This window comes from Streptomyces sp. SDr-06 (genome assembly GCF_003324565.1).
Taxonomy (GTDB): domain Bacteria; phylum Actinomycetota; class Actinomycetes; order Streptomycetales; family Streptomycetaceae; genus Streptomyces.
Map to the genome: position 1 here is coordinate 345,784 of NZ_QOLA01000003.1, position 22,362 is coordinate 368,145.

Consider the following 22,362-nt stretch of genomic DNA (forward strand, 5'->3'; position numbering starts at 1 on the left):
GTCGGTGTGAACGTTCCGGTTGAATAGGGAATATGGCAAGCAAGCTGGGTTTCGCCGAGGACGATCTGCTGGCGCGGGCCGGCGAGCGGTCCTTCGAGCGGGGACGTGGATACCTTGACGCGGTGTCCGGCCTGGAGGTCGGTGACGGCTGGTTCACGGCCACCGTACAGGGCACCGACGCCTACGAGGTCGAGCTCACCGAGGACCGGGAACGCGGGGTCCTCGGCGAGTGCAACTGCCCGTACGGGCAGGAGGGCCACTTCTGCAAGCACTGCGTGGCCGTGGGGTTGACCGTCCTGCGGCAGGCGAGTGCGATCCCACGCCAGCGGGCCGCCGCCGCGAAACGGACCAAGGGCCTCGACACCTGGCTCACGTCGCTGTCGCACGATGAGCTCGTCGCCCTGCTGCGCGAGCAGATCGCCCACGACCGGAGGCTGCGCCGTCGCCTGGAGCTGCGGGCCGCGAGTGCCCGCTCGGACATGGACGTGGTCCGCGAGCGCGTCATGGCCTTCCTCGATGTGCGCCCCTTCGCCCGTTACGGATACGTCGAGTACGAGGACGCGGGCGCTTACGCGGAACAGGCAGCCGAGGCGGTGGACGCGCTGCGCGCGCTCGCCTCTGGCGGCCGAGCCGACGAGGCGGTGGTCCTGGCGCGCGAGGCGATCCGGACGCTCAGCCAGACCTACGGGGAGATCGACGACTCCAGCGGAGCGGTCGGCGACGTCGGGCGGGACCTCGCCGACGTTCACCTTCAGGCCTGCAACGCGGCTAGGCCGGACCCGGTGGAGACGGCTGAATGGCTGGTCCGGCACCTGCTCAGCGATCTCAACGACGTCACGGACATCGACCTGGTCGACTACCGCAAGGTCCTCGGCCCGGCGGGCCTGGCCCGGGCGCGGGAGCTGGCAGCCGCCGCCCTGCGCCGAGCCCCCAACGGGTGGGCGGAGAAGTACCTGATGGAGCGGCTGGTCAAGGCGGAGGGAAACGTGGACGCATTGATCGCCGTGTACGCCGCCCACCTTTCCCCCACCGGCACCACCCACCTCAGGATCGCGATGGAGCTGGACGCGGCCGGGCGCGAGGCCGAGGCTCTCGACTGGGCCGAGCGCGGACTGCGGGAGAGCAGGAAGTCCGAGAACGTCGACGACCGGCTCGCCGACTATGTCTGTGCCCGCTACGCGCAGACGGGCCGTACGGCCGACGTGGTAGCGGTCCGCCGAGAGCGCTTTCAGGCTCGCCGCTCCGTTGCCGCCTACCAGGTGCTGCGCACCGCCGCCGAGGCCGCGGGCTGCTGGAAGGCGGAACGCGAGGCCGCGCTGGAGGTGCTGCGTGCCGAAGCGGGGGAGCCGCGTCGTGGCGGGTACGGCGGCCCTGTACTGGTCGACGCCCTGCTCGACGACGGAGACCTGGACGCCGCCTGGCAGGCGGCCCAGGGGCGTGCCGACGACCGGCAGTGGCTCACCCTCGCGGACCGCTCGAAGGACACGCGGCCGGCCGATGCGCTCGCGGTCTACCTGCGCCTGATCGAACCGCTCAGGCAGAGAACGGGGGACCGCACCTATCAGCAGGTGGCCCGGCTGTTGCTCGCCGCCCGGGAGTGCCACCAACTCCTGGGCACGCAGGCGCAGTTCGATGCCTACCTCGCCACCCTGCGCGCCGACCAGAAACGCAAGCGCAACCTGATCAAGACGCTGGACGAGCAGGGTCTCTGAGCGCTGAGCCCAGGTGCGTCACGTCAGGTCGCCGAGGAGCGTGTCCAGAACCGCCTCCTCCTCGACGCGGTGGCCGATGTCGCTGAGCGCGCGGGCGAGGCCGGGGTCCCAGGGGGAGTCAGTAGGGGTGCCGGACAGGGGAACGGGTGTTGTGGCGCTGGCTGCTGCCTCCCGGTAGTCGGCGGCCGTGTAGCGCCAGGGTTGCCAAGGCACGTGGCGCAGCAGGGTGGCGGCGATGCGCAGGCCGCCCCAGTCGAAGTCGCCGTGGTACCGGAGGGCCGCGCCGCGGGTGTGGAGGTGGCGCAGCAGGGTGAGGGCGGCGGCCGAGGGCTGGCCCTGGAGGCAGATGAGGGGCGGACAGCCGGAGCCGTACGTGTCGGCAGCCGCTGCCAGCACGGCCGGGTTCTCGCAGACGTGGATTGTGGCGGCCCTCATCTCGGGCGCCTGGCGGGCTAGTTGACGGAGCGTCAGAACGGCGGGCTCGCCCGATGCGGCCAGTGCGTCGAGGGCGGCGGTGCCGTGGAGGTTGAGGGTGAGGACGGTGGAGGAGAGGGCGTCGCGCAGCAGCCCTGCCGAAGCCCAGGCCTCGCGTCGCCACTCGGCGCCGCTGCCGCTGGGGAAGGCGGTGAGGGCCCGGATGCCGGAGAGCGTCAGGGTGGCGAGGGGCGTCGCGTCGTCCAGGGCATGAGCGCTGCCGAGGAGGCGGGCGGCGAAGGCGGGCAGGGAGACGGGCGGGTCGACGGGGAGCTCGTGCAGGGCTGTCGCCAGGTCGGTGAGCAGGGTGCGGGCGGCGTCGGGGGTGCGCGCGAGACGTCGCACGAGGCCGTCGTCGCGTATCCGGATTGCCCAGTCGGCGAGTTCGGGGCGGTTGTGGGTGAGCGTGAGCAGGGGGTCGTACGCCCGGTGCCAGGCCCGGGCCTCGTCGTCGCGGGCTTGGTTGAGCGGGATGACGGGTCCGGAGAGCGCGGTGTGCGCAGCCGCGAGGCCGTCGGGGCTGATGCCGGAGCGGCGCAGGACGGCGTCCACGGCCTCCAGGCGCACGGTCAGGGACCGGCCTTCGCGAGGGGGCCGGCCCAGGAGGCGTTCGGCCGCCGCACGCTGGGCGTCGGTCGGCGCGGCCAGCGAGATGGGGCCGGACAGCGGCTGTCCGCGTTCCAGACGGCGGTGCACGCGCTCCACGAGCCATGCGAGGTCGGGAGTACCGAGCAGTCGGCGCAGGCGTGCGGTGTCGACCTGCGCGTCGGGGGCGGGCCGGTTGTCGGGGGCGGCGAGGTCCGCGGTGGCGGGTGGGGGCACGCTGGTGCGGTCGGTCCCGTCGCCGTTGTCGTCGACGTTCGGCTCATCCTGGGCAGCCATGCTGGCGTGGTCGGTCCGTTCGCGTTCGTCGTCGACGTGCGGCTCACTCTGGGCTGGCAGCCGGGCGCCATCGACTCGTTCGGTGTTCACGTCCACAGCGATTCCTGGGCGCTCGCGTCGGCGGTGTCCGCCGCCGCCCTGTGCCCGGGATCCTCGCCGGGGACGCGGGCGGCGCCGTCCCACTCCCAGCGGGTGACCAGGACCGCGGCCACCTCGTCGATGCGGGAGAGTTGGGCGATCGCGATTCCCGGGACCTGCGGGTAGCAGGCCCATTCGCGTTCGCTGGTCATCACCACGTCGAGGTCGAAGGCGTGGAGCAGGCCCAGGCATTTGGCGCGGGAGTCGTCGTCGACACCCGCGAATGCCTCGTCGAGGGTGACCAGACGCGGTGCGTGCGGGTTTCCCGCGCTGGCGTAGTGGGAGGACGCGGCGGCGAACAGCGGGATGGACACGGCCAGGGCCCGTTCACCGCCGGAGGCGGGTCCGGTGGCCGGGACCCAGCGGCCGCTCTGCTGGCGTTCGATCCCGAACTCGTGCCAGGAACGGTAGTCGAGGGCAGCGGTGAGATGTTCCAGCCAGGTGCCCGAGGTGTCGTCGCTCTGTTGCTGGGCGATCTGCGCCTGGAGGAACTCACCGACCGCGATACGGTCCTCGGCGGTCCAGGCGTCGGCGGACTGGCGCAGTCGTTCGCGGGCCTGGGGCAGTCCGGCGGGGGCCTTGCGGGAGGGGCGCCACACCAGGCGAAGGCGCATTCCGGTGGAGGTGGGGCGGTCCTCCAACTCGCGGTTCATGGACTGCACTTGGCGTTCGGCGGCACCGATGAGTTCTTGGAGGGTTCCGGCGACTTCGGTGATCAAGTGGGTTTGCAGCACCTCGCGTTCGTGCGCGGACAGGATGCGGGTGAGTTCGCCGACCTCGACGGTGAGGGCGGCGGCGAGGTCGGGCACGGAGCGTCGGCGGCCCTGGTAGACGATGTCGATGACCATGCCGTCCTCGACCATGCGGGCGGAGGCGGTGTGGCCGTGCCGAGACAAGGCGTTCTGCAGGATCGTGAGTTCTTCGCTGAGGCGGCGCTGGATGCGCTCCCAGGCGCTGTCGGAGTCATCGGTCTGGGCCAGGGCGGCCTCGATGGCACGGGCCAGGGCGACGGCGGGAGTGGCCGCCCAGGGCCCTTCGTCCGGGGTCGGGATGTCGAGGTCGGGCAGGGCGACGCGGATCAGGCCGGTGGTGGCGAAGCGCTGGAGCGCGGTGATGGCGTCCGCGCGGCTGGCGGCCGCATCGGTGACGTCCTTCTCCAGCTGCTCGATGCGGCCCTCGGCGCGGCTGGCGCGCCGGTCGGCCTCGCCGTGCTGCTCGCGGGCGTGCCGCTGATCGACGGCGCAGCTCCGGAGCGCTTCGGCGGCGTCGGTGAGGCGGCGTTCGAGTTCGGCGACGGCCGCGCCGACCGTGGAGCGCAGGGTGCGGTGGCGTTCGTCGGCCGCGGCGGCCTCGCGGGCCGCGTCCTCGGCCCGCAGGGCGAGTTCGGCGGTGCGCTGACCGGCCTGCTCGACCTCGGCGCGTTCCTCGGTGACCGTACGGTCGGCCTCGCCGCGCTGGCTCAGCGCGGGCCACAGGGCGGCCAGCACGGTGGCGAGGTCGGCGAGGGACTGGCGGACGGCCGCCAAGCCGTTCCGGTCGGCCGGCACGTCCAAGTCTGCTGCCGTGGAGCTCAGTTCGGATGCCGCGCGCTCGGCTCGTTCAGCGGCTTCGGTGAGGTCGGTGGCACGCTCCTCTCGGCGCGCGCGGGCCCGGCGGGCCGTGTCGGCGGCGGCGCTTACATGGGAGTGCGCCTGTCGCAGCGGGGCGTCGTCGGGTACGGAGGCGAGCTCGGAATCGAGGGTGCGGCGGCGTTCGGATACGGTCTGTGCCTCGGTCGCGGCACGCTCCGACTCGGCCTGAAGCGCCGCCAGTTGAGCGCCCAGCGCGTCGATGCGGGCGCGCCGGGCTTCCTCGCGCGCGCCTTCGCCGACGTACTCGGGGGCGGGTTTGGTCCAACTCCCGGTGAGCGCTCCGAGGCGGAAGCGGCCGTCAGCGGCGACCCAGGTGTCGCAGGAGGGCCCGGGGGGAGCAGCGGCTTCGTGAGACGCGGGGAGGGGTGCGAGGCCGATCGAAGTCAGGAGCCGTCCTACCGCTTCCTCGCCGACGGCCGCTGCCCGCGCATCGCCGTGGTCCACGGCCGGACGCAATACATCGGCCAGGGAGGCCCCGGTGACGGGCCCGGCGTGCGGGGCGAGCAGGACGTCGTGGCCGTCGTCGGCAAGGGCGCTGCCGTCGGGTTGCACCCAGGCGTCGAGGAGCCCGGATGCCTCAAGGGCCGCTTCGAGGTGCGCGCGTTCGCCGGGGGCGACGGTGTCGTGGAAGTCGACGAGCCGCCACAAAGGCGCGCCCAGGAGCTGTTCGCGCACTCCGGGAGTCCGGGTGTGCGGGGCGTCGGGGCCGCGCTGGCCGCCGGCCTCCAAAGCGGCAAGTTCGGTGCTGGCTTGTGCGGCGCGCTCGGCCAGCTCCTTGCGTCGGCTGCTCAACTCTGCTGCCTTATCGGCAAGTTCGGTGGAGCGGGCGCGATGGGCATGCCCGGCGTGCACCCGCGCCGGGTACGGTCCGTCCAAGTGGCCGACCCAGTCCTGGAGCTCGTCCAGCAGACCCACCGGGTCCTCGTACGTCAGCTCGCGGCACCGGGTGCTGTGTTCGCGTACGGAATCCAACAGAGCCCGGCCCGTCTGCGAAGCCGATGCTTCGGCCTGGGCGTGTGCCTCCGTGCCGTGTGCGAGATCGGCCTCCGCCTCGTCGAGGCGCCGAGAGGAGGCGAGACGCTCGCGGGCGGCCTCATCCGCCCTGTCCAGGAGGTTCTCGACATGGGTGAGGGTGCGGCGCCTGCGGTCCAGGGCGTTCTCGGCGGTCTGCTGGTTCGGCTCCTCGCCGAGGTCGACACGTGCCTGTGCGGCGGTCTCCCGGGCGCGTACGAGAAGGCTCTCGGCTTGCTGTTGCGCGGAGGCCAGCCTGTTCCCTGCGGCGGCGAGGCGGCCGAGGGCCCGGGTGTGGAGCACGGCGGCCTGCGCGCGGTCGGCCTCCGCACGGGACTGGGCCTGTGCGGTTCGTTCGGCGTGAGCGGCGGCCTGCTCCAGCTCGCGCGCGCTGCGCATCTCGGGGCCTTCGCGCAGCGCGGCGTCGTGCGCCTTGAGCCGCGCCTCGCTCTCCTCCAGGGTGGTGATGCGCGTTGCTGCCTCCGCCCGATCCCGCTCGGCGGCCTCCTTGAGCGACTGCGCCTCGGTCAGATCGCGCTGCAGGTGCTCGTAGCGGGAGTGCTCGGTGCGCGGCAGGCGGGCCCGACGGCGGGCGGCGATGCGCGCGTAGCGCCGGTAGTGGTCGAGGAAGGCGGAGGCGGCGCGCTCGGCCTCGGTCGCCGCCCGCAGCTCGTCCTTCTCCTCGTCCAGCGAGCGGAACGCCTCGGCGACATCGGCGATGACGGCCTGATCCATCGGCGGCAGTGCCTCGGTCAGGGCGCGGGAGAGAGCGCTCTCGTTGGGGCGCTTGGACAGCTGGGGCTGGCGGAGCTGGATGAGCAGATCGACCAGGGCGCCGTAGCGCTGCTCGCCAAGCCCGAACAGTGCTTCGTCGACGGCCCGCCGGTAGGTCTTGGCCTGGTCGTACACCATCCCGCGTCCTGCCATCGCCTCGGCGAGGCGGTCGCGGGACAGGGCGGTACCGGTCGCGTCGAGGAGACTGAAGCCCGCCCCGACGCGTTGGTCGGTGACGGCGTACCAGTGGCGGGCGATGCCCCTTCCGGCAACGGCCTTGAGCCCGCAGGCGAGCGTGCGGAAGTGTTCCTCGCCGCTGTTCTCGTCCCGGCGGCCGAACTCGATCCAGGTGTAGCCCAGACGCTCCGGGTGCGGATGCTCGCCACCGAGCAGCAGGTTCCACTCCATGCGCTTGCCCGGGTCGCCGTCCGGTTCCACCCGGCGCGGGGTGAGGTCGCCGTCGAGGAGGAAGGGCAGGGTGAGGGCGAGGACCTTGGACTTGCCGGTGCCGTTGTTGCCGCGCAGCAGCAGGCGCCCGTCGCGGAAGTGGAACTCCTCCACGTCGTAGTGGAAGAGGTCGACGAGCCCGATGCGCAGCGGCTGCCAGCGGGTTCGGCATGGAGCGGGCAGGACGGTCATCGATCAGTGGTCCTTCGCTGGGCGGGCAGTTCCGGGGCGGGCCGGCCCGAGGCAGGCTTTCGCGCCGCGGACTTTCGGGATGGCCTTGCTGGTGCGGGCTGTCCCGGTTCGAGGACGACTGCCTCCCCGACGGCGTACCGGGCCAGCGCCGGGCGGGGCACGACGGCATCCCCTGTACGGATCACGAGTGCGAGAGCCGCGAGTCGCGAGATGGCCTGCTCGACCAGTTCGGCCTCGGCGCCGGGTTCGCGCGCGGACTTGGCCCAGAACCCGCCGTGCTCAGCCGCGAGCTCCCGCACCCGCCGCTCCAGTTCTTCCGTGGCGACGGGGCCGGCGCAGGCGGCCAGGTGCTCGGCGAGGAGCAACGTGATGTGCCCGTGGGTGCCCTGCTCGGGCATGCGTACGTCGGTGAGGCTGTCGTCGGGGTCGACCATGGCGATGCCCTCGGCGCGCACCTCGGCGACCAGGCCGGTCAGTTCGCCGATGCGGGCGGTGAGGAATCCGCGCTGGCGGGTGAGATAGGCCAGTTCCGCATCGGTGAGGTCGTCGTAGTAGAGCACCGGGTCGTCGAGGAGCCGGCGGGTCAGGGAACGGCGCATCGCCCGGAACCGCAGATCGTCGCTGTCCAGGGCAGTCTCGGCGACGAGCTCGGACAGCCTCTCCTCGAACGTGACCGCCTGGATGAGGGAGGGGCCGCGGCGGGCGGCGAGCAGTCCGGCGAGCACCCGTCGCTCGACGTCGTACAGCACGTCTCCCGCACCGCTGACGTACGCCTCCTCGTCCCCGGCCACGCGCCGGAGCACCCCGAGGCTCAGCAGGAGCCGTACGACGGCGGCCAGGTCGAGGCGCTCGTCGCGGCGGTCCAGAGTGAACTCAATGCCAGTGGCCGCCAGTTGGGGATCCGCGGCATCGATGACGACCTGATCGGCCAGGCGGCCGAGCGCGATCTGTGCCTCGCCGCGCTCCAGAGCGGCCAGAGAGAGACAGAGCAGGACGTAGCGGCGCCGGGTGAACGGGGCGGCACTCCGATTGGTCTCCCGCGCGGGGTGGGTGGGGTCGGTGAGGGTGCCCGGAGTCTTGCGCAGCCGTGCGGTCTCGGCGTCCACCTGGAGCGACCAGCCGGTGTTGCGGTCGAACCACTCGCGCAGCTCCGTCGCGTGTCGGCGCACCAGTCGGAACGCGTCCGCATGAGGGCCGCGCGCGAGCAGCAGGGGCTCGGCGAGCAGCGCCCGGGCGGCCTTGCGCACATCGGCGGCATGCTGGCCCTCCAAGACCTGGGCGAGGGGCGTGCTCATCGGGCCCCTCCCGCCCACGGGATGTATCGGCCCGGCGCCGGGCCTATGGCGGGGCGCACCGCCTCGGTGCCCGACGGTGGGTCGCTGCTGGGGTTCATCGCTCTTCCCTCACAGTGAGGTCGGTGATCTCGATGGCGTGGTCGGGGCCGCGGAAGGTGCCGCCGGGAGTGCGGACTTCGGCAATCCGTCCGTCCGCGAGGGCGGTGAGCCGGATCTCCATGGAGCCGTCGCCGCTGCTCGCGCTGGTGCGAGTCATGCCCGGGCGCCAGGTGGCGAGCGCGTCGCCGAGCAGCTGGAGGAAGAGCCCGAAGGCGAGTGGGTCGAGCTCGCCCAGCTCGGACAGACGGGTCGCGCCGCGGGTGGCGAGGCGGGCGCGGGCGGCCACTGTCTCGGCGGCCTGCTTGGCGGCGAGCTCGGCGAGGTGGCGCCGGGCGGCCGAGCGGTCCTCGACCTTTCGGGACCTGCCGCGCCGCTCGTAGCTGCCGGTGCGGCGCAGTTGAGGGCTGATGCGCAGGGGATCGGCCGCGCCCCACGGGGTGGCGGCGGGCACGGGGTGGGCGGTGCGCTCGGCCAGCGTTTCGGCGTCGACGCTGAGGTGGCGGGCCGGGTAGAGCCCGAACGCCGTACGCCACAGCCGGTGCCGGTCGGCGTCGTCGGGGGCCTCGGCGAACCAGCGGGCCAGGGTGCGGAAGTCGGCGGAACGGTCCGAACGCCCCGCACGACGCTCGTTCAACGCCCGCACCACGGCAAGCAGTTGGGGTACGGCGCCGAGGGCGCGGCCGCGCAGCAGTCGCGCCTGCGACTCGCGCCCGTCCCGGCTCACGAACCAGCCGGCAAGCCCCGCCCAGCGCCCCGCCCAGCGCTCGTAGGCCTCCTGCTCGGCGTGCGCCTCCTGCTCGGGCGAGGCGTCGGTGGCCTCGCGTGCCGCAGCGGTACGCAGCAAGGGGCTGATGTGGTCGTCGAGTTCGAGGATCAGCTGGGCGATGCGCCCGCCGAGGGTGATCAGATCCTGGATGAACCGTTCCAGGTACTGGATCAGTTGGTCCTTGTACGCCAGGAAGGCCTCCTCCTCGACGCCGTGGAGATCGATGGTGCGTTGGAGGGAACCCATGAAGGCCCGCGCATTGTCGGCGAGGGCCGAGAACCGGCTGGCCAGCGCGTCGAGTGCGAGATGTGTTTTGGCCGGATCAGGCGCCTGCTCGGCGGCCAGGACCAGCAAGGCACGCAGCTGGGTGACGATGTCGTGCAGGGCGACGGCCTGCAGCGCACCGCGCCGGCCCAGCGCCTCGTCGTACGCGGACAGCGCCTCCTCGGCCGCCTCCCCGGCCTGGGTGAGCTGATAGATGAACCGCTTGCGGTAGAAGTCCTCGACGGCGGTGACCCGCGCGGTGTCCGGGTCGGCCCGCAGGTTGCCCCACTCCACCAGGCTGTCGAGCGCCTTGACCACGGAGTCCAGCTCGACCGGACGGTCCCCTGCGGGCAGCGCGGCCAGTACGTCATCGGGACGCAGATGGACCGCGAACCGCTCCTTGGCAGCGAGAAAGGCCCGCATCACCTGCCGGTAGAGAGGGGCGTTGGGCGCGGTGAGGTGGGCGAAAGGGCTGTAACCGGCGGCATCCGGCCCGGACGGTGTGACGGTCATCGCCGACCATTCTGTCGGACGAGCAGCCGCCCTCAATAATCCAGGCCAAGGATGCACAGAGGGTAATTGGCCGAAAGCCGCCGACCTGCCTGCGGCATGCGAGGCCGCCGACGTGCGCCCCAGCCGAGACCGTGTGGTGCGCCCCCTCAGGCGCGCCGGGGCGTGGCCTCGACGCGGGCTCGCAGGCCTTCGGCGAAGGTCCGAGCCGCCATCAGGTCATCGGCGTTGGGACGGTTCTTGCGGATGCCGCCGATGGGCTTGAACGGAAACCATGTGTCCAGGGCGCGGCACGAGAAGGCGTCGACCGCCTCGAAACCCTTCTGCTCCAGGAGCTGGAGCAGGGGACGGGTGAAGGGGCGGAGCGGCGTCTCGGGGAGCCCGCTCGTGGAGAAGACGAACGCCTTGCCGCGCTGCTCCCGCGGGAGCGACCGGATGAACTCGACCAGGCGCGGGTGGAACGCCATCAGGAAGATCCCCGAGCCGAACCCCACGAGGTCGCAGGAGGCCAGTTCCGCCGGATCGACCTCCTCGGGGGTGACGACGGTGGCCTCCAGGACCTGGCCCATCACGTCGGCGACCCTCTTCGTGTTGCCGTGCGACACGGAGACACTCACGATCATGGCCTTCATGGCGATGCTCCTCTCACTTCCGCGCTGTCAGTGCGGTGGAACCTTGCGGACGCGCATAGGACACCGCCCGACCCCGGGAGCGTGACACCTCTCGACTGTGACTCGCGTCACCTTCTGGGTGCCGTATCGGTGCGGGTGCCCCGCAGCACCCGCGCCGGACGGGCAGGCCACGGGACGCGGCCGAAAAGGGGAACGCGGTGAACTTTCCTGGGGTGCCCGGCGTCCACTGATGTGGGTGGCCGTTGACCGGGCTGCCCGACGGGGGCCACCGCACGCGCTGACCCGCGCGGCGGTGCGCACAGACGAGAACACGGGGGTGTTCTACCTTGACCGACATCATCGAACGCATCGCGGACCGCCCGACCGGCGAGGCTTCACCGGCCCCGAAGGACGGTGAACTGGCGCCCTACGTCGCGCCGTTGCCCGTCCCGCCGGTGCTGCGTCCCGCCTCGGGCGACGTACGCGAGGAGACCGAGATCGCCGTACGGCCTACGTGGGTGCGCCTGCACCCCCAGCTGCCGCCCACCCTGATGTGGGGCTACGCGGGGATCGTGCCAGGACCCACCATCGAGGTGCGGCGCGGCCAGCGGGTGCGCATCGCGTGGACCAACCGCGTCCCGAAGGGCAGCGAGTATCCCGTCACCTCCGTAGAGGTTCCGCTCGCCACGCCGTCACCGTCCACCGAACCGGGGCGCGGCGGAGTGGAGCCCGGCAAGGACGTCGCGGCGCTGCCCGCCTGGACGGTGACCCACCTGCACGGCGCCCGTACCGGGGGCGGCAACGACGGCTGGGCCGACAACGCCGTGGGGTACGGCGACGCCCAGCTCTCGGAGTACCCGAACGACCACCGGGCGGTGCAGTGGTGGTACCACGACCACGCCATGAACATCACCCGGTGGAACGTCCACACGGGTCTGTACGGCACCTACCTGGTGCGGGACGACGAGGAGGACGCGCTCCAACTCCCTTGTGGTGAACGGGAGATACCGCTCCTGCTGGCCGACCGCAACCTGGACACGGACGCCGACGGGCGGCTCAACGGCCGCCTGCTGCACAAGACCGTCATCGTCGACCCGAAGAACGCCGAGACGGGCAGGCCGGTGTCGCTCCCCTTCACCGGCCCGTACACCACGGTCAACGGCCGCATCTGGCCGTACGCCGAGGTGGACCCCGCCTGGTACCGCTTCCGCCTGGTCAACGCGTCCAACGCCCGCATCTACGACCTCGTGCTCGTCGACGAGCACGACCGGCCGGTGCCGGGAGTCCTCCACCAGATCGGCAGCGACGGCGGGTTCCTGCCGAGCCCCGTGCCCGTGGACTTCGACGACGACCTGCCCACGCTCACGGTCGCCCCGGCCGAGCGGATGGACCTCCTCATCGACTTCCGGGCGCTCGCGGGCCGGACCGTCCGCTTCGTCAACAAGGGGCCGAACGCGGCGCCGGGCGTGCCGGACGTGGCGGGGGACGTGCGCTATCCGCAGGTCACGGAGTTCCGCGTCGGCACGTGCGAGGACCCCGGCGAACCGGGAGACGGCTTCGAGCTGCCGGACGTCCTGTCCGGTTCGTTCCGCAGGATCACGCACGACGTCGAGCACGGCCACCGCCTCGTCGTGCTCACCCCGCCCGGCACCAGGGGCGGCGGCGGACACCCGGAGATCTGGGAGATGACCGAGGTCAAGGACACCGGAGACCTGCGGCTTCCCGCCGACGGCGTCATCCAGGTGCGCGGCGCGGACGGTACGACGAAGACGTACCGCCGCATCGCACGCACCTTCAACGACGGCCTGGGCTTCACGATCGCCGAAGGCACCTACGAGCAGTGGAGCTTCCTCAACCTCGCGGTGAACCCGCCCGTCACGCACCCGATGCACATCCACCTGGCCGACTTCCAGATCCTCGGCCGCGACCCGTACGACGTGTCGGGGTTCGACCGGGCGGCGGGCGGCACCCGCACACCCGTGGCGTTCGACCCGAAGCGCCAGATCTCCCTCGCGCCGAACGAGCACGGGTACAAGGACGTGTTCCGGGTCCCGGGTGGTCAGGTGCTGCGGGTGATGGGCCGGTTCGAGGGGGCGTACGGACGGTTCATGTACCACTGTCATCTGCTGGAGCACGAGGACATGGGGATGATGCGTCCCTTCGTCGTCATGCCGAAGGAAGCGATGGCCTTCGAGCACGGGGCCGGTCACGGGGGACACGAGGGGCACGGCGGCTGAGCGCGCGGCCGGGGAGGCTCTGAAGGGCCCATGCGTCGGTGCCGGTCCGATTCCTCGGACCGGCACCGAACGGGTTCAACAGGTCGGGATCAGTAGGTCGTCGTGATGGTGACCCCGCTGAACGCGGTCTTCGCGTACAGGCTGATGTACCGGTATCCGGCGGTCTTGTTGGTGACGGTGATGCTCTCGGTGTTACCGGCCTTCGTCGAGCGGGCCGTGTAGGACGTGGGGGTGGCCCAGCCCTTCGGGTTGTAGTAGAGGTCGGCGTTGCCGGTGCCACCGGTGGTGGTGATGTGCAGGGTCACCGTCCCGGCGGGGAGGTACAGGAACATGTAGTCCAGGTTGCCCGTGGTGGCCGCGCGGCCGGAGCGGGAGCAGTTCTGGCCCATGACCCGGGGGTCGGCGTTCGTGCAGGCGGGCAGGGCGCCGGTCACGGTGACCGGCTTGCTGGTGGTGGCGGTCTTGCCCTTGGCGTCGGTGACCGTCAGCGTGACCGTGTACGTGCCGGGCGACGTGTAGGTCTTCGCCGGGTTGGCGGCGGTGGAGCTGGTGCCGTCGCCGAAGTTCCACGCGTGTGCGGTGATGGTGCTTCCGGCATCGGTGGACTTGTCGGTGAGCTGCACGGTCATGCCGTTGACGGTGGCGTCGAAGGCCGCGGCCGGACCGCCGCTCGTGGCACCGCAGGCACCGGCGGCGCACGCGTCGAGCCAGGTGGTGAAGTCGGCGTCGTAGCGGGTGCCGATGCCCGTGCTGTACACCGCGTACCCGCCGGCGTAGTCACCGGTGCGGAACTTGGCCAGCATGTTCTGCACGTCGTCGGGGTGCTTCTCGATCATGTAGCGGGTGGCCAGGTAGCCCCACGGGTAGGTGCGGGTCAGGTCGGAGTTGGCGTACGTGCTCTGCCAGAGCGTGCTCAGCGCGTAGGTGTGCTGCCCGGCGTCGGCGATCGCCTCGGTGTCGGGGATGCCCCGGTAGCTGTACGAGACGTACTCGGCGAAGCCCTCGATCCACCAGATGTCCGGCACCGCCTGCCCGGCCTCGAAGTCACCGGCCATGTCGTAACGGCCGTCGAGGTAGTGCGTGTACTCGTGGTTGAGGTTCCAGATATCGCCCGGGAAGCCGTCGTTGACGCTCTTCACGTACGAGAGGAAGCGGGCCTGGTTGTTCGGGTCGGAGGGGTTGCCCTCCAGGTACTCGCCGCCGTTGTTGGTGCTGTTGCCGAAGATCCAGCCGGAGTACGTCTGGTAGTCCTTGGGGCTGGCGAACGTCACGATCTGGATGTTGCTGTTGTGGTCGTCGGCGACGGGGCCGTTGTCCTTGACGATGCCGTGGAAGTAGGCGTCCTGGCCCTGGAGGCTGGTGCAGGCCGCCGTGAGCGCCGCGTCCGTCAGGGACTGCGCGCGGAAGGTGTGGCCGGCGTCGCAGTGGTAGGTGATGGGCAGGGCGGCGGCGGTGAGCTGCCCGACGAAGTCGCAGGTGCCGTAGTACGAGCACTGCGTCTTGTCGTTGGCGTCGGTCATCGCGGCGACCCCGACCCACAGGGGCGCCGACGGGCCGGTGATGGAGGAGGCGTCCAGCAGGCCCTTGGCCAGCGGGCGGACCTTGGCCTGGAGGGCGGGCGTGTCGAGGAAGCGCGCCGTCTCCGTGCCCGCGTTGGAAGCGAGGTAGAACCACGTGTCGTTGAGCTTCGAGAGGTGGTTGAGCGTGAAGGTGCTGAGGGTGTCGACAATGCTCGGGTCGGCGGTCACGGCCGAGATGTAGGCGGGGTTCCAGTGGCCGCGGAAGAGCGGGGTGAACACGTCGTTGACGGCGGTGTCCATGCTCCAGTACGCGTCGTAGGAGCTGTTGTAGGCGTTGAGCACCTTGATGTACGTACCGAGGTAACGGGCCTGCTCGTTGGCGCTGTCGGTGAGGATCAGGACCTCGCCCATGATGTCGCCGTTGGCGGCGCTGACGTCCATGAAGTGCGAGGACGTGGTGAACGTGTCCAGCGCGGCCTCACTGGCGGTGGCCAGGGTCGCACCGTAAGGACCCACGTCGGTGGCGTTGTTGGACTGCACGTAGTAGCCGGCGCGCAGGAACAGGACGAGCTGCCACACGTTGGTGGAGTTGTCACCGGGGTAGGTGCGCGCGGTGTTCTCCAGGGCGTTGGCGACCGTGACCATCTGGGCCTCGCGGAACACGTTGGAGGCGTTGGTGCCGGTGAGGCTGAACAGCGTGTTGACGCAGTTCGTGGTCGACGCCTGGACGAACGCGACCAGGTCGGCTCCGGTACGGCTGCCGAAGTCGCCCGGGGTGCACGACGCGGCGGCGCCCTTCGCCGCCCTGGGCTTCGCCTTCTCCTTCGGCTTGGCCGGTGAGGTCATCGGCCTCGGAGGAGGCAGGTGGGCGGCGTCGAGCGGGTTGCGCCGGGCGTCGGAACGGTCGGACAGATCGGCCGTCGAGCCGACCGGCGGCGGTACGGCGCGGCCCGTGGCCTTGGCCGGGGGAGTGGTCGCCTTCGGGGAACGGTCCGCGGCGGTGGCGCGGCCCGGTTGGGCGAGCAGGGCGATGCCCAGACAGAGCGTGAGGGCGAGTATCAGGAAGCCGGTGAGACTTCGTCTTGCTTGTCTTTCCGGTCGGGTGTTCACGTGCCGCCTCCCAGCGGTGTGGCGGCCGCGCCCGAGGCGCGGCGGTGGGGGTACCGCGAGCTCCGCGTCCCGTCCGACCGCCCGTGACCGGGGCACGACGGACGGACCCGGGCGGCCCGCGGGTCGAGCTGATTCTTTGACATGAACGCGGCTTGCGTCCTTGGTGCGGTCTGTAAAATTGCATATGTCACATGGCTTGGGAAGGGCGCGCGGGTAAACCGGAGGCAATTCCTGGGGTGGGGGTCTTGGTGCCATGGGCCGCGCGCGGGGCGGGGGTTGGGCTCTGGGCTCCTGATGCCTGATCGCGGGCGGGCCGCTTCTTGTGAGGTCCGGCTGTAGGTGTGGGGCCTGAAGCCATGCCGGTGCCGTACCCCGGCAGGTTCGTTCAACTGGGCTGATTGCGGCGCCAGTTGGAGTCTCTCCGCGCATCTACGGCGGCGTGCTGGGGCGTCAGGGGCGGTGCGGCCGCGTTGAGGGCCGGTCCGTCAGGACGAGGTGCCGTAACCCGACACGTTCCCTGGCACGCCGGGGGCATGACGCCCCCCGATGATCAAGCACTGGGCGCGGCGATACGGAACGCCGACTCACCGGAGTGGCCCGTTCGCGCCGCGGCCGGAGGGCGTCCGTGACGAAACCCGGCAGATCCTGGCGCGGCTGCGGTCACGGGAGGAGGGGCGGGCGGCCCACGCCGAATCGTGATGCCCGGTCGAAGCAGAATCGGGGCTGCGCCACGAGGCGGGACCGGGGCTGCGCCATGCGAGGTGACTGTCGCGCCGACAGGTGCCAGCTGCTTCAGGCGGTGATCACCTCACGCTGAGGGCCCGCACAACCCCGGAATGCGGGGCCCTCAGGGGACAGCCGGCCAGTTACGGCCCCCGGGGTTCGAGCCGCTCCGCTCCCTTGGTGATCGGAGCGCACGCCCCTCACCCCATGGCCGCCACGGAGGAGGTCTCCCAGGCGAAGCCGTCCGGATCGGTGAAGGCGGTGGGGGCGCCTGCGATCGTGAGGCGGTGGGCTCCGGTGCCTTCGGGGGAGACGCCGGCGTCCTTGGCCAGGGCGCGGCGCTTGTACAGCGCCAGCTTGACGGCGCCGGTTCCGGCCGCGAACTCCACGTACTTGCTGCCGAAGCTCTTCGCCACGGCGAGGCCCTGCTCGACGTAGAACTTCTTGCTCGCGGCCATGTCCGTCACCCCCAGCAGGAGCACGAAGTCGTCGATCTCGCGGGTGGCCGGGCCGGTGTCCTTCTTCGCCGAGGTCGCGACCTTCCAGATCGCGCCGTCCGGCGCCTGCACGACACCGCCGTAGCCCCAGAGGGACTTCGTGACGGGCTTGAGTGCGGTGGCTCCGGCGGCGAGCGCCGCGTCGATGTGCAGGCGGACGTCGGCCGGCTGGGACACGGTGAGTGCGAGCGTGAACCCGCGGAAACCGGTGCTGGGGGCCGGGGCGGCGCGCAGGCGTACCTGCCCGTCCAGGCCGAAGGCGGCGGCGTAGAAGCGGTCGGCGGCCGTACGGTCGGCGACGTCGAGGGTGACGCTTTCAATGGAAGTCATGCTCATCACGCTAGGCGCGGCCCGCGGACCCTGCTTCTCCATTCCTGCCCGGTCACGGGCACCGGATCTGCCCTCTCGTAGCGCGCCCGGGGGACCGGTCCCGGGACTGCGGCGGCACCGTCAGAAGGCTCCTCCGAGGGGCGTCGCATCCAGCTGAACCCGCGCAGAGCACCCACGTATGGCCTGGTGGGGACGGGAACACCGTGCGGGGGGAGCCCGTTGCACCAGGCATGAAAGGCATAGGTATTGACGAGTTCGGTGGTCCGGAGGTCCTGCGTGTCGTGGAGTTACCCGAACCACAGGCCGGTCCCGGTGAGGTTCGTATCCGGGTGCACGCGGCCGCGGTGAACCCGACCGACGTCGTGCTGCGGCGCGGTGGTCACGCCGTGCGCATGCCCGGCCTGCGGCCCCCTTTCGTGCCCGGCATGGACGCCGCCGGTGTGATCGACCAGCTCGGCCCCGGAACCGACGGCCGACTCGCCGTGGGTCAACGGGTGGTCGCCATCGTGCTGTTCGCCAGTGAGCGGGGCGGGGCGTACGCCGAGCATGTCGTGGTGCCCGCCGCTTCGGTGGTGCCGGCGCCCGAGGGGGTGGATCACGCCGCCGCGTCCACCCTGCTCATGAACGCCATGACCGCGCGCCTGGCCCTGGACGCACTGGCCGTGCCCCCGGGCGGGACCATCGCCGTGACCGGTGCGGCCGGAGCCGTCGGCGGGTACACGATCGAGCTGGCCAAGGCCGACGGGCTGACCGTCATCGCGGACGCCGCCCCGCACGACACGCGTCGCGTACGGGAATTCGGCGCCGACCACGTCGTGGAACGCGGCCCCGATGTCGCCGCCCGCGTCCGGGAGTTGTCGCCCCAAGGCGTTCCCGGCCTCGTGGACGGCTCCACGCAGACCACCGACGTCGTACCCGCCCTCGCGGACGGCGGGACCCTGGTCGAGTTGCGCGGCTGGTCCGGCCCGGCCGAGCGCGGCATCCGTGTGTGCCCGGTGGTGGTCACCGACGGCCTCACCGACACCGAGCGGCTGGACACCCTGTGCCGCCAGGCCGAGGCGGGCATCCTGTCGCTGCATGTCGCCGACGTGCTGCCCGCCGAGGAGGCGGCCAAGGCGCACCGCCTCCTGGAGGCCGGTGGGCTGCGCGGCCGGGTGGTCCTCGACTTCTCGTAGCCCGTTCGCGGACCCGGACCGCCTGGAGGCCGTCCGCCATCGGGCGATCCGGGGAGGCCCAGGAGCCGTATCGGAGGAGGGCTTTGGCTAGAGCCCTCACATCAGGGCGACGGGCGCCGGTTCGGCGCGGCCGCGGCCGACGCGCGCCCTCGCCCGTCACCTCGAACCAGCCCTGGGCCACCTACCAGACTCGAGACACCCGCACAATCGGCCGCCGCCAGCTCACCCCTGAGCGGATTGTGGCGAACGGACCCATGCCGCGTGCCGGTGGCCGCTCCTAGCGTGACGACGTCCGGGCCCGCCCGTCCGGGACGCGCCCGGAGTCCCTCCGCCCGACGACCTGGGAGCCGCCATGCTGTCTCTGTCCCTTCGGTGCAGCGCTCGGACAGATCCGCCACCGTCCGGGTCACCCGCGCGGCGCCCCGTACGTCGTGCGGCCGCGCTGCTCGCGGGTCTCCTCGCGGCCGCCGCGTTCGCCGCCGGACCCGGGGCGGGCCCGGCGACCGCCGCTCCGGCCACCGTGCCCCTGGAAGCGGTGACCGGCTTCGGCGGCAACCCCGGCAACCTCGCCATGTACGTGTACCGGCCGAGCTCCCTCCCGGCCCACCCCGCGGTCATCGTGGCGCTGCACGGCTGCCACCAGAGTGCGCAGCTGTACGCGGACAACTCCGGGCTGCCCCAACTCGCCGACACATCAGGGGCGTTGCTCGTCTTCGCCGAGACGACGTCCGCGAACAACGCGAGCTCCTGCTTCAACTGGTTCCAGCCCGGAGACAACCAGCGCGGTCAGGGCGAGGCCGCGTCCATCCAGGAGATGGCCCTGCACGCCCAGTCGGCGTACGGGGCCGACCCGGCCCGCACCTTCGTCACCGGGCTCTCCGCGGGCGGGGCGATGACCGCGGTCATGCTCGCCGACTATCCCGACCTCTTCTCGGCGGGCGCGGTGATCGCGGGCATCCCCTACGACTGCACGCAGGACAACGGGCCGTTCGTCTGCATGAACCCCGGCGTCTCCCATACCCCTGAGGTCTGGGCCCAGCGGGTCCGCGACGCCTTCCCGTCGTGGCGGGGGCCGTGGCCGCGGGTCGCCGTGTGGCAGGGCGACAAGGACCCGACCGTCGCTCCGGCGAACGCCGACGCGCTGCGCGACCAGTGGACGGCCGTGCACGGCATCGCGCAGACTCCGACCACGACCCGCACGATCGGCCCCGACGCCACACGGCAGGAGCGGTACGCCGCGCCGGACGGCTCGACCGCCGTCGAGGTGGACCGCGTGCCGGACATCGGCCACGGCACCCCGGTCGACCCGGGCAGCGGAGCGCAGCAGTGCGGGAACACGGGCACGGCCAACTTCATCGCGTCGATCTGCTCCAGTTACTGGATCGGCCAGTTCTTCCACCTCGACGACGCCCCGCCCCCGGCGGGCCTGCCCGCGCCGACCGGCCTGACCGTGACCGGTGTCACCGACAGCAGCGTCTCCTTGTCGTGGAGTGCGGTCCAGGGCGCCGCCGACTACGCGGTGTACCGGGACGGCACGCGGATCACCACGCTCGCCGCGCTCTCGGTGACGGACACCGGACTCGCCCCGGGCAGCCGCCACACCTACACCGTCGCCGCCCGGGACGCCTCCGGCCAGGAGGGCGCCCGGTCCGCCGCGGTCACGGTCTCCACCACGGGCGCCACCGCCGCGTGCTGGACGGCGGACAACTACCACCAGGTGCAGGCCGGGCGGGCCACGGTCAGCGGCGGCAACACCTACGCCAAGGGGTCGGGCCAGAGCATGGGCCTGTACAACACCTTCGTCACCCACACCCTGAAAGAGTCCCCGGCCGGTTACTTCGCCCTGTCCGACACCCACTGCCCTTGAGCCTCCCCCGGGTGCTCGGCCAGAGCATCGACTTCGGCGCTGACGCCCTGGGGCCGGCTCTCCCCGACCATGCCCCGGGTGCTCGGGCATCACATCGTCCAAACGACGACCGCGCCAACTGACTTGGGATAAAGCCAAGTTGCCCGCGCCGTACACAGGTGGGCTGGGCTGGGCGACGGGGCGGTTCTAGCATGGGGGGATGCCGGAAGAGGAGCATGACGTGGTCGTGGACGACGGCGTCGCGGTGCCGGTGCCCGGCGCCGGTGAAATCTGGACGGCCGGCGCGGTCATCCTCAACCAGGAGGGCAAGGCCTTCGCCCAGCGACGCGGGCCCGACCGCGCCCTCTTCCCCGACTGCTGGGACATCGTCGGCGGCCACGTCGAGCCCGGCGAGTCCCTGCTGGCCGCCCTCGCGCGTGAAGTCGAGGAGGAGACCGGCTGGCGTCTGCGCCGGGTGCGGAGGCTGCTCGGTGTCACCGCGTGGACCGGCGATGACGACGGCGGGGTGCGCCACGAGGCCGACTATCTGGTGGAGGTCGACGGGGACTTGGACCGGCCCTGCCTGGAGTGGTCCCGGCACACCGCGTACGGCTGGTTCGGACTCCAGGACCTTCCCCGGCTCAAGGAGAACCGGCCCGCGGGAGAGTTCCTCATCCACGACCTGATCGCCGCGGCGCTTCGGGGCGTCAGCCGGACGTAGACCGCAGGACGAGGCACACGAAACCGAACGCCTCCCGATACACACGCAGCCATTCGTCCCGGTGGGTGTTGGCTGCCGCCAGGGCGTGGGGGCTGTCCGGGTCGTCGGGGTGGTCCAGGGCCCATGTGGTCAGCGAGTCCGTCCACGCCCATTCGTAGGCGTCCAGCTCCTGGCGGGTGCTGATGTGGCCCTGGACCGGGGTCCAGCCGTCGGCGACCACCTGGTCCAGAGTGGTCGGCAGGTCACTGAAGTCACCCAGCATGTCGATGGCTTCGGCGGACGGTTCGTTCATCCAGAATCCGTCGCCGATCAGCACGCGTCCGCCGGGCGCCAGATGCTCGCGTGCCGCCGCGAGGGTGGCAAGCAGGCCTCCGCAGGCGTGCGTGGCGCCGACACCGAGCACCAGGTCGAAGGCGTGCGGCGCGGTGAAGGCGGCGGCGTCCTCTTCGTGGAGGACCAGCCGGTCCTGCACGCCGCGCGCCTGCGCCGCCGTACGTGCGTGGGCCAGCGAGCCCGCCGCGATGTCCACGCCTTCGGCCCGCAGGCCGGGATGCAGGGCGAGGGCGCGCAGCAGCCACTCGCCTCCGCCGCAACCGAGGTCGAGCACCCGCGCGTGGCCGTGCGGGACAGCGCTGTCGAGCAGGTGGCGCACCGAGCCGTCGTCGAGCGGGGCCGCGATCGGATGGTCCGCGTGGGCGAGCCTTGAGATCTGTTCCTGGTTCATCGGGGGAGCCTGACAGGGGCGGTGGGCCCGCGCACGCCATTTCCCCGGCGGCCCCGGCTCAACACCGCGTCACGGGTCGGCGGTTACTCCTCGCGAAGAGCCGCGTCGAGTACGTAGTACAACGTGTCCAGGCGGCTGCGACCGGGGCTGCGGGGCGGCATTCTGCTGACGAGGCCGCGTACCCGGGCCGGTGCGCTCCCGATCGCTCGCCGGATCTCCTCGTCACCGACCCCCGCGTCCCCGCCCGCCGCCAGTTCTCTGGCCCGCGCCTCGTACACCACCGGCGCCAGCGCGTGCTTCGACTGGTGCGGGGTGGCCAGGGGGTGGATGTACGGAGTCGCCGCCGCGTAGCCCGCGGCCCGGGCGGCGGCCGTGGCGGCCGGGTCGGTGAGGTCGCGAGCGGCCGCGAGCGCGGCCCACGCCACGGTACGCAGCTGCCCGCGCCGCTTTCCTTCGCGTGCGAAGGCGCGGATGCCCTCGATGGCCTCGCGCGGGCGGGAGTCGGAGGGGGCGCGTGCCTCGAAGAGCGGCAACACCGGCTCGACGTGGTCGGCGGCCCAGAGTGCGAGTTCCCGGCGGTCTTCTTCGCTGATGGTCACCTGGTTCACGCGTACATCCTGCCGGTCGTGGTGCCGGGGCTGAGCGGGAGGGGCCCTGAGGTCCGAACGTGCTG

Annotated in this window: 14 protein-coding genes; 5 read left to right on the forward strand and 9 right to left on the reverse strand. The window is 71.8% G+C overall.

All coding sequences use genetic code 11. From position 1 onward, the window contains the following. The first annotated feature begins 32 nt into the window (after window positions 1–32). Window positions 33–1,712, forward strand: coding sequence for an SWIM zinc finger domain-containing protein (locus DT019_RS09990; RefSeq protein WP_114036347.1), 1,680 nt, complete (start codon window positions 33–35; stop codon window positions 1,710–1,712). An 18-nt stretch (window positions 1,713–1,730) separates the two neighbouring features. On the opposite strand, the gene DT019_RS09995 is transcribed toward DT019_RS09990, so the two are convergent. From DT019_RS09995 to DT019_RS10015, 5 genes are all read right to left on the reverse strand, one after another. Beyond that, window positions 1,731–3,158 carry a TIGR02679 family protein gene (locus DT019_RS09995; protein ID WP_223279381.1) on the reverse strand — a complete coding sequence of 476 codons (1,428 nt, stop codon included), beginning with the start codon at window positions 3,156–3,158 and terminating at the stop codon, window positions 1,731–1,733. Beyond that, entirely contained in the window at window positions 3,155–7,261 is a 4,107-nt protein-coding gene (locus DT019_RS10000) for a TIGR02680 family protein (protein ID WP_114036348.1), read from the reverse strand. Before DT019_RS10000 ends, DT019_RS09995 begins: the two co-directional genes overlap by 4 nt. Further along, window positions 7,258–8,556, reverse strand: coding sequence for a TIGR02678 family protein (locus DT019_RS10005; RefSeq protein WP_114036349.1), 1,299 nt, complete (start codon window positions 8,554–8,556; stop codon window positions 7,258–7,260). Before DT019_RS10005 ends, DT019_RS10000 begins: the two co-directional genes overlap by 4 nt. A 94-nt stretch (window positions 8,557–8,650) precedes the next feature. Beyond that, window positions 8,651–10,198, reverse strand: coding sequence for a TIGR02677 family protein (locus DT019_RS10010; protein WP_114036350.1), 1,548 nt, complete (start codon window positions 10,196–10,198; stop codon window positions 8,651–8,653). Between the two features lie 146 nt (window positions 10,199–10,344). Then, window positions 10,345–10,827: a flavodoxin family protein gene (locus DT019_RS10015; RefSeq protein WP_114036351.1), complete on the reverse strand. Its 483-nt coding sequence runs from the start codon at window positions 10,825–10,827 to the stop codon at window positions 10,345–10,347. Between the two features lie 326 nt (window positions 10,828–11,153). Here DT019_RS10015 and phsA point away from each other — a divergent pair, with 326 nt between their 5' ends. Beyond that, the gene (gene phsA, locus DT019_RS10020) at window positions 11,154–13,043 is read left to right on the forward strand and encodes an O-aminophenol oxidase PhsA (protein WP_114036352.1); all 1,890 of its coding nucleotides are present in this window, start codon (window positions 11,154–11,156) and stop codon (window positions 13,041–13,043) included. Window positions 13,044–13,132: 89 nt separating this feature from the next. Here phsA and DT019_RS10025 read toward each other — a convergent pair whose 3' ends face one another. Together DT019_RS10025 and DT019_RS10030 are read right to left on the reverse strand one after the other, a co-directional pair. Continuing rightward, a complete protein-coding gene (locus tag DT019_RS10025; RefSeq protein ID WP_223279382.1) occupies window positions 13,133–15,673 on the reverse strand; it encodes a collagenase in 2,541 nt (846 codons plus the stop codon). 923 nt (window positions 15,674–16,596) lie between these two features. Then, window positions 16,597–17,223 (reverse strand): glyoxalase, encoded by a 627-nt coding sequence (locus tag DT019_RS10030; RefSeq protein WP_114036545.1) that lies wholly within the window; start codon window positions 17,221–17,223, stop codon window positions 16,597–16,599. A 230-nt stretch (window positions 17,224–17,453) separates the two neighbouring features. On the opposite strand from DT019_RS10030, the gene DT019_RS10035 reads away from it, so the two are divergent. The 3 genes from DT019_RS10035 (at window position 17,454) to DT019_RS10045 (ending at window position 20,965) form a co-directional block, all read left to right on the forward strand. Then, on the forward strand, window positions 17,454–18,398 hold the full coding sequence (locus tag DT019_RS10035; protein ID WP_114036354.1) for a zinc-binding alcohol dehydrogenase family protein: 945 nt from the start codon (window positions 17,454–17,456) through the stop codon (window positions 18,396–18,398). Between the two features lie 352 nt (window positions 18,399–18,750). Continuing rightward, a complete protein-coding gene (locus DT019_RS10040; protein WP_114036355.1) occupies window positions 18,751–20,265 on the forward strand; it encodes an alpha/beta hydrolase family esterase in 1,515 nt (504 codons plus the stop codon). A gap of 199 nt (window positions 20,266–20,464) precedes the next feature. Continuing rightward, window positions 20,465–20,965, forward strand: coding sequence for an NUDIX hydrolase (locus DT019_RS10045; RefSeq protein ID WP_189389393.1), 501 nt, complete (start codon window positions 20,465–20,467; stop codon window positions 20,963–20,965). On the opposite strand, the gene DT019_RS10050 is transcribed toward DT019_RS10045, so the two are convergent. Together DT019_RS10050 and DT019_RS10055 are read right to left on the reverse strand one after the other, a co-directional pair. Further along, complete coding sequence (locus DT019_RS10050) at window positions 20,952–21,689, reverse strand: SAM-dependent methyltransferase (protein ID WP_114036356.1); 738 nt, start codon at window positions 21,687–21,689, stop codon at window positions 20,952–20,954. The genes DT019_RS10045 and DT019_RS10050 overlap by 14 nt on opposite strands. Before the next feature lie 83 nt (window positions 21,690–21,772). Beyond that, window positions 21,773–22,297 carry a putative immunity protein gene (locus DT019_RS10055; protein ID WP_114036357.1) on the reverse strand — a complete coding sequence of 175 codons (525 nt, stop codon included), beginning with the start codon at window positions 22,295–22,297 and terminating at the stop codon, window positions 21,773–21,775. Between the last annotated feature and the right edge of the window lie 65 nt (window positions 22,298–22,362).

Coding starts and splice junctions, on each gene's coding strand:
- DT019_RS09990 (WP_114036347.1), top strand. CDS start 33: ATGGCAAGCAAGCTGGGTTTCGCCGAGGACGATCTGCTGGCGCGGGCC.
- DT019_RS10000 (WP_114036348.1), bottom strand. CDS start 7,261: ATGACCGTCCTGCCCGCTCCATGCCGAACCCGCTGGCAGCCGCTGCGC.
- DT019_RS10005 (WP_114036349.1), bottom strand. CDS start 8,556: ATGAGCACGCCCCTCGCCCAGGTCTTGGAGGGCCAGCATGCCGCCGAT.
- DT019_RS10010 (WP_114036350.1), bottom strand. CDS start 10,198: ATGACCGTCACACCGTCCGGGCCGGATGCCGCCGGTTACAGCCCTTTC.
- DT019_RS10015 (WP_114036351.1), bottom strand. CDS start 10,827: ATGAAGGCCATGATCGTGAGTGTCTCCGTGTCGCACGGCAACACGAAG.
- DT019_RS10030 (WP_114036545.1), bottom strand. CDS start 17,223: ATGACTTCCATTGAAAGCGTCACCCTCGACGTCGCCGACCGTACGGCC.
- DT019_RS10035 (WP_114036354.1), top strand. CDS start 17,454: ATGAAAGGCATAGGTATTGACGAGTTCGGTGGTCCGGAGGTCCTGCGT.
- DT019_RS10040 (WP_114036355.1), top strand. CDS start 18,751: ATGCTGTCTCTGTCCCTTCGGTGCAGCGCTCGGACAGATCCGCCACCG.
- DT019_RS10045 (WP_189389393.1), top strand. CDS start 20,465: ATGCCGGAAGAGGAGCATGACGTGGTCGTGGACGACGGCGTCGCGGTG.
- DT019_RS10050 (WP_114036356.1), bottom strand. CDS start 21,689: ATGAACCAGGAACAGATCTCAAGGCTCGCCCACGCGGACCATCCGATC.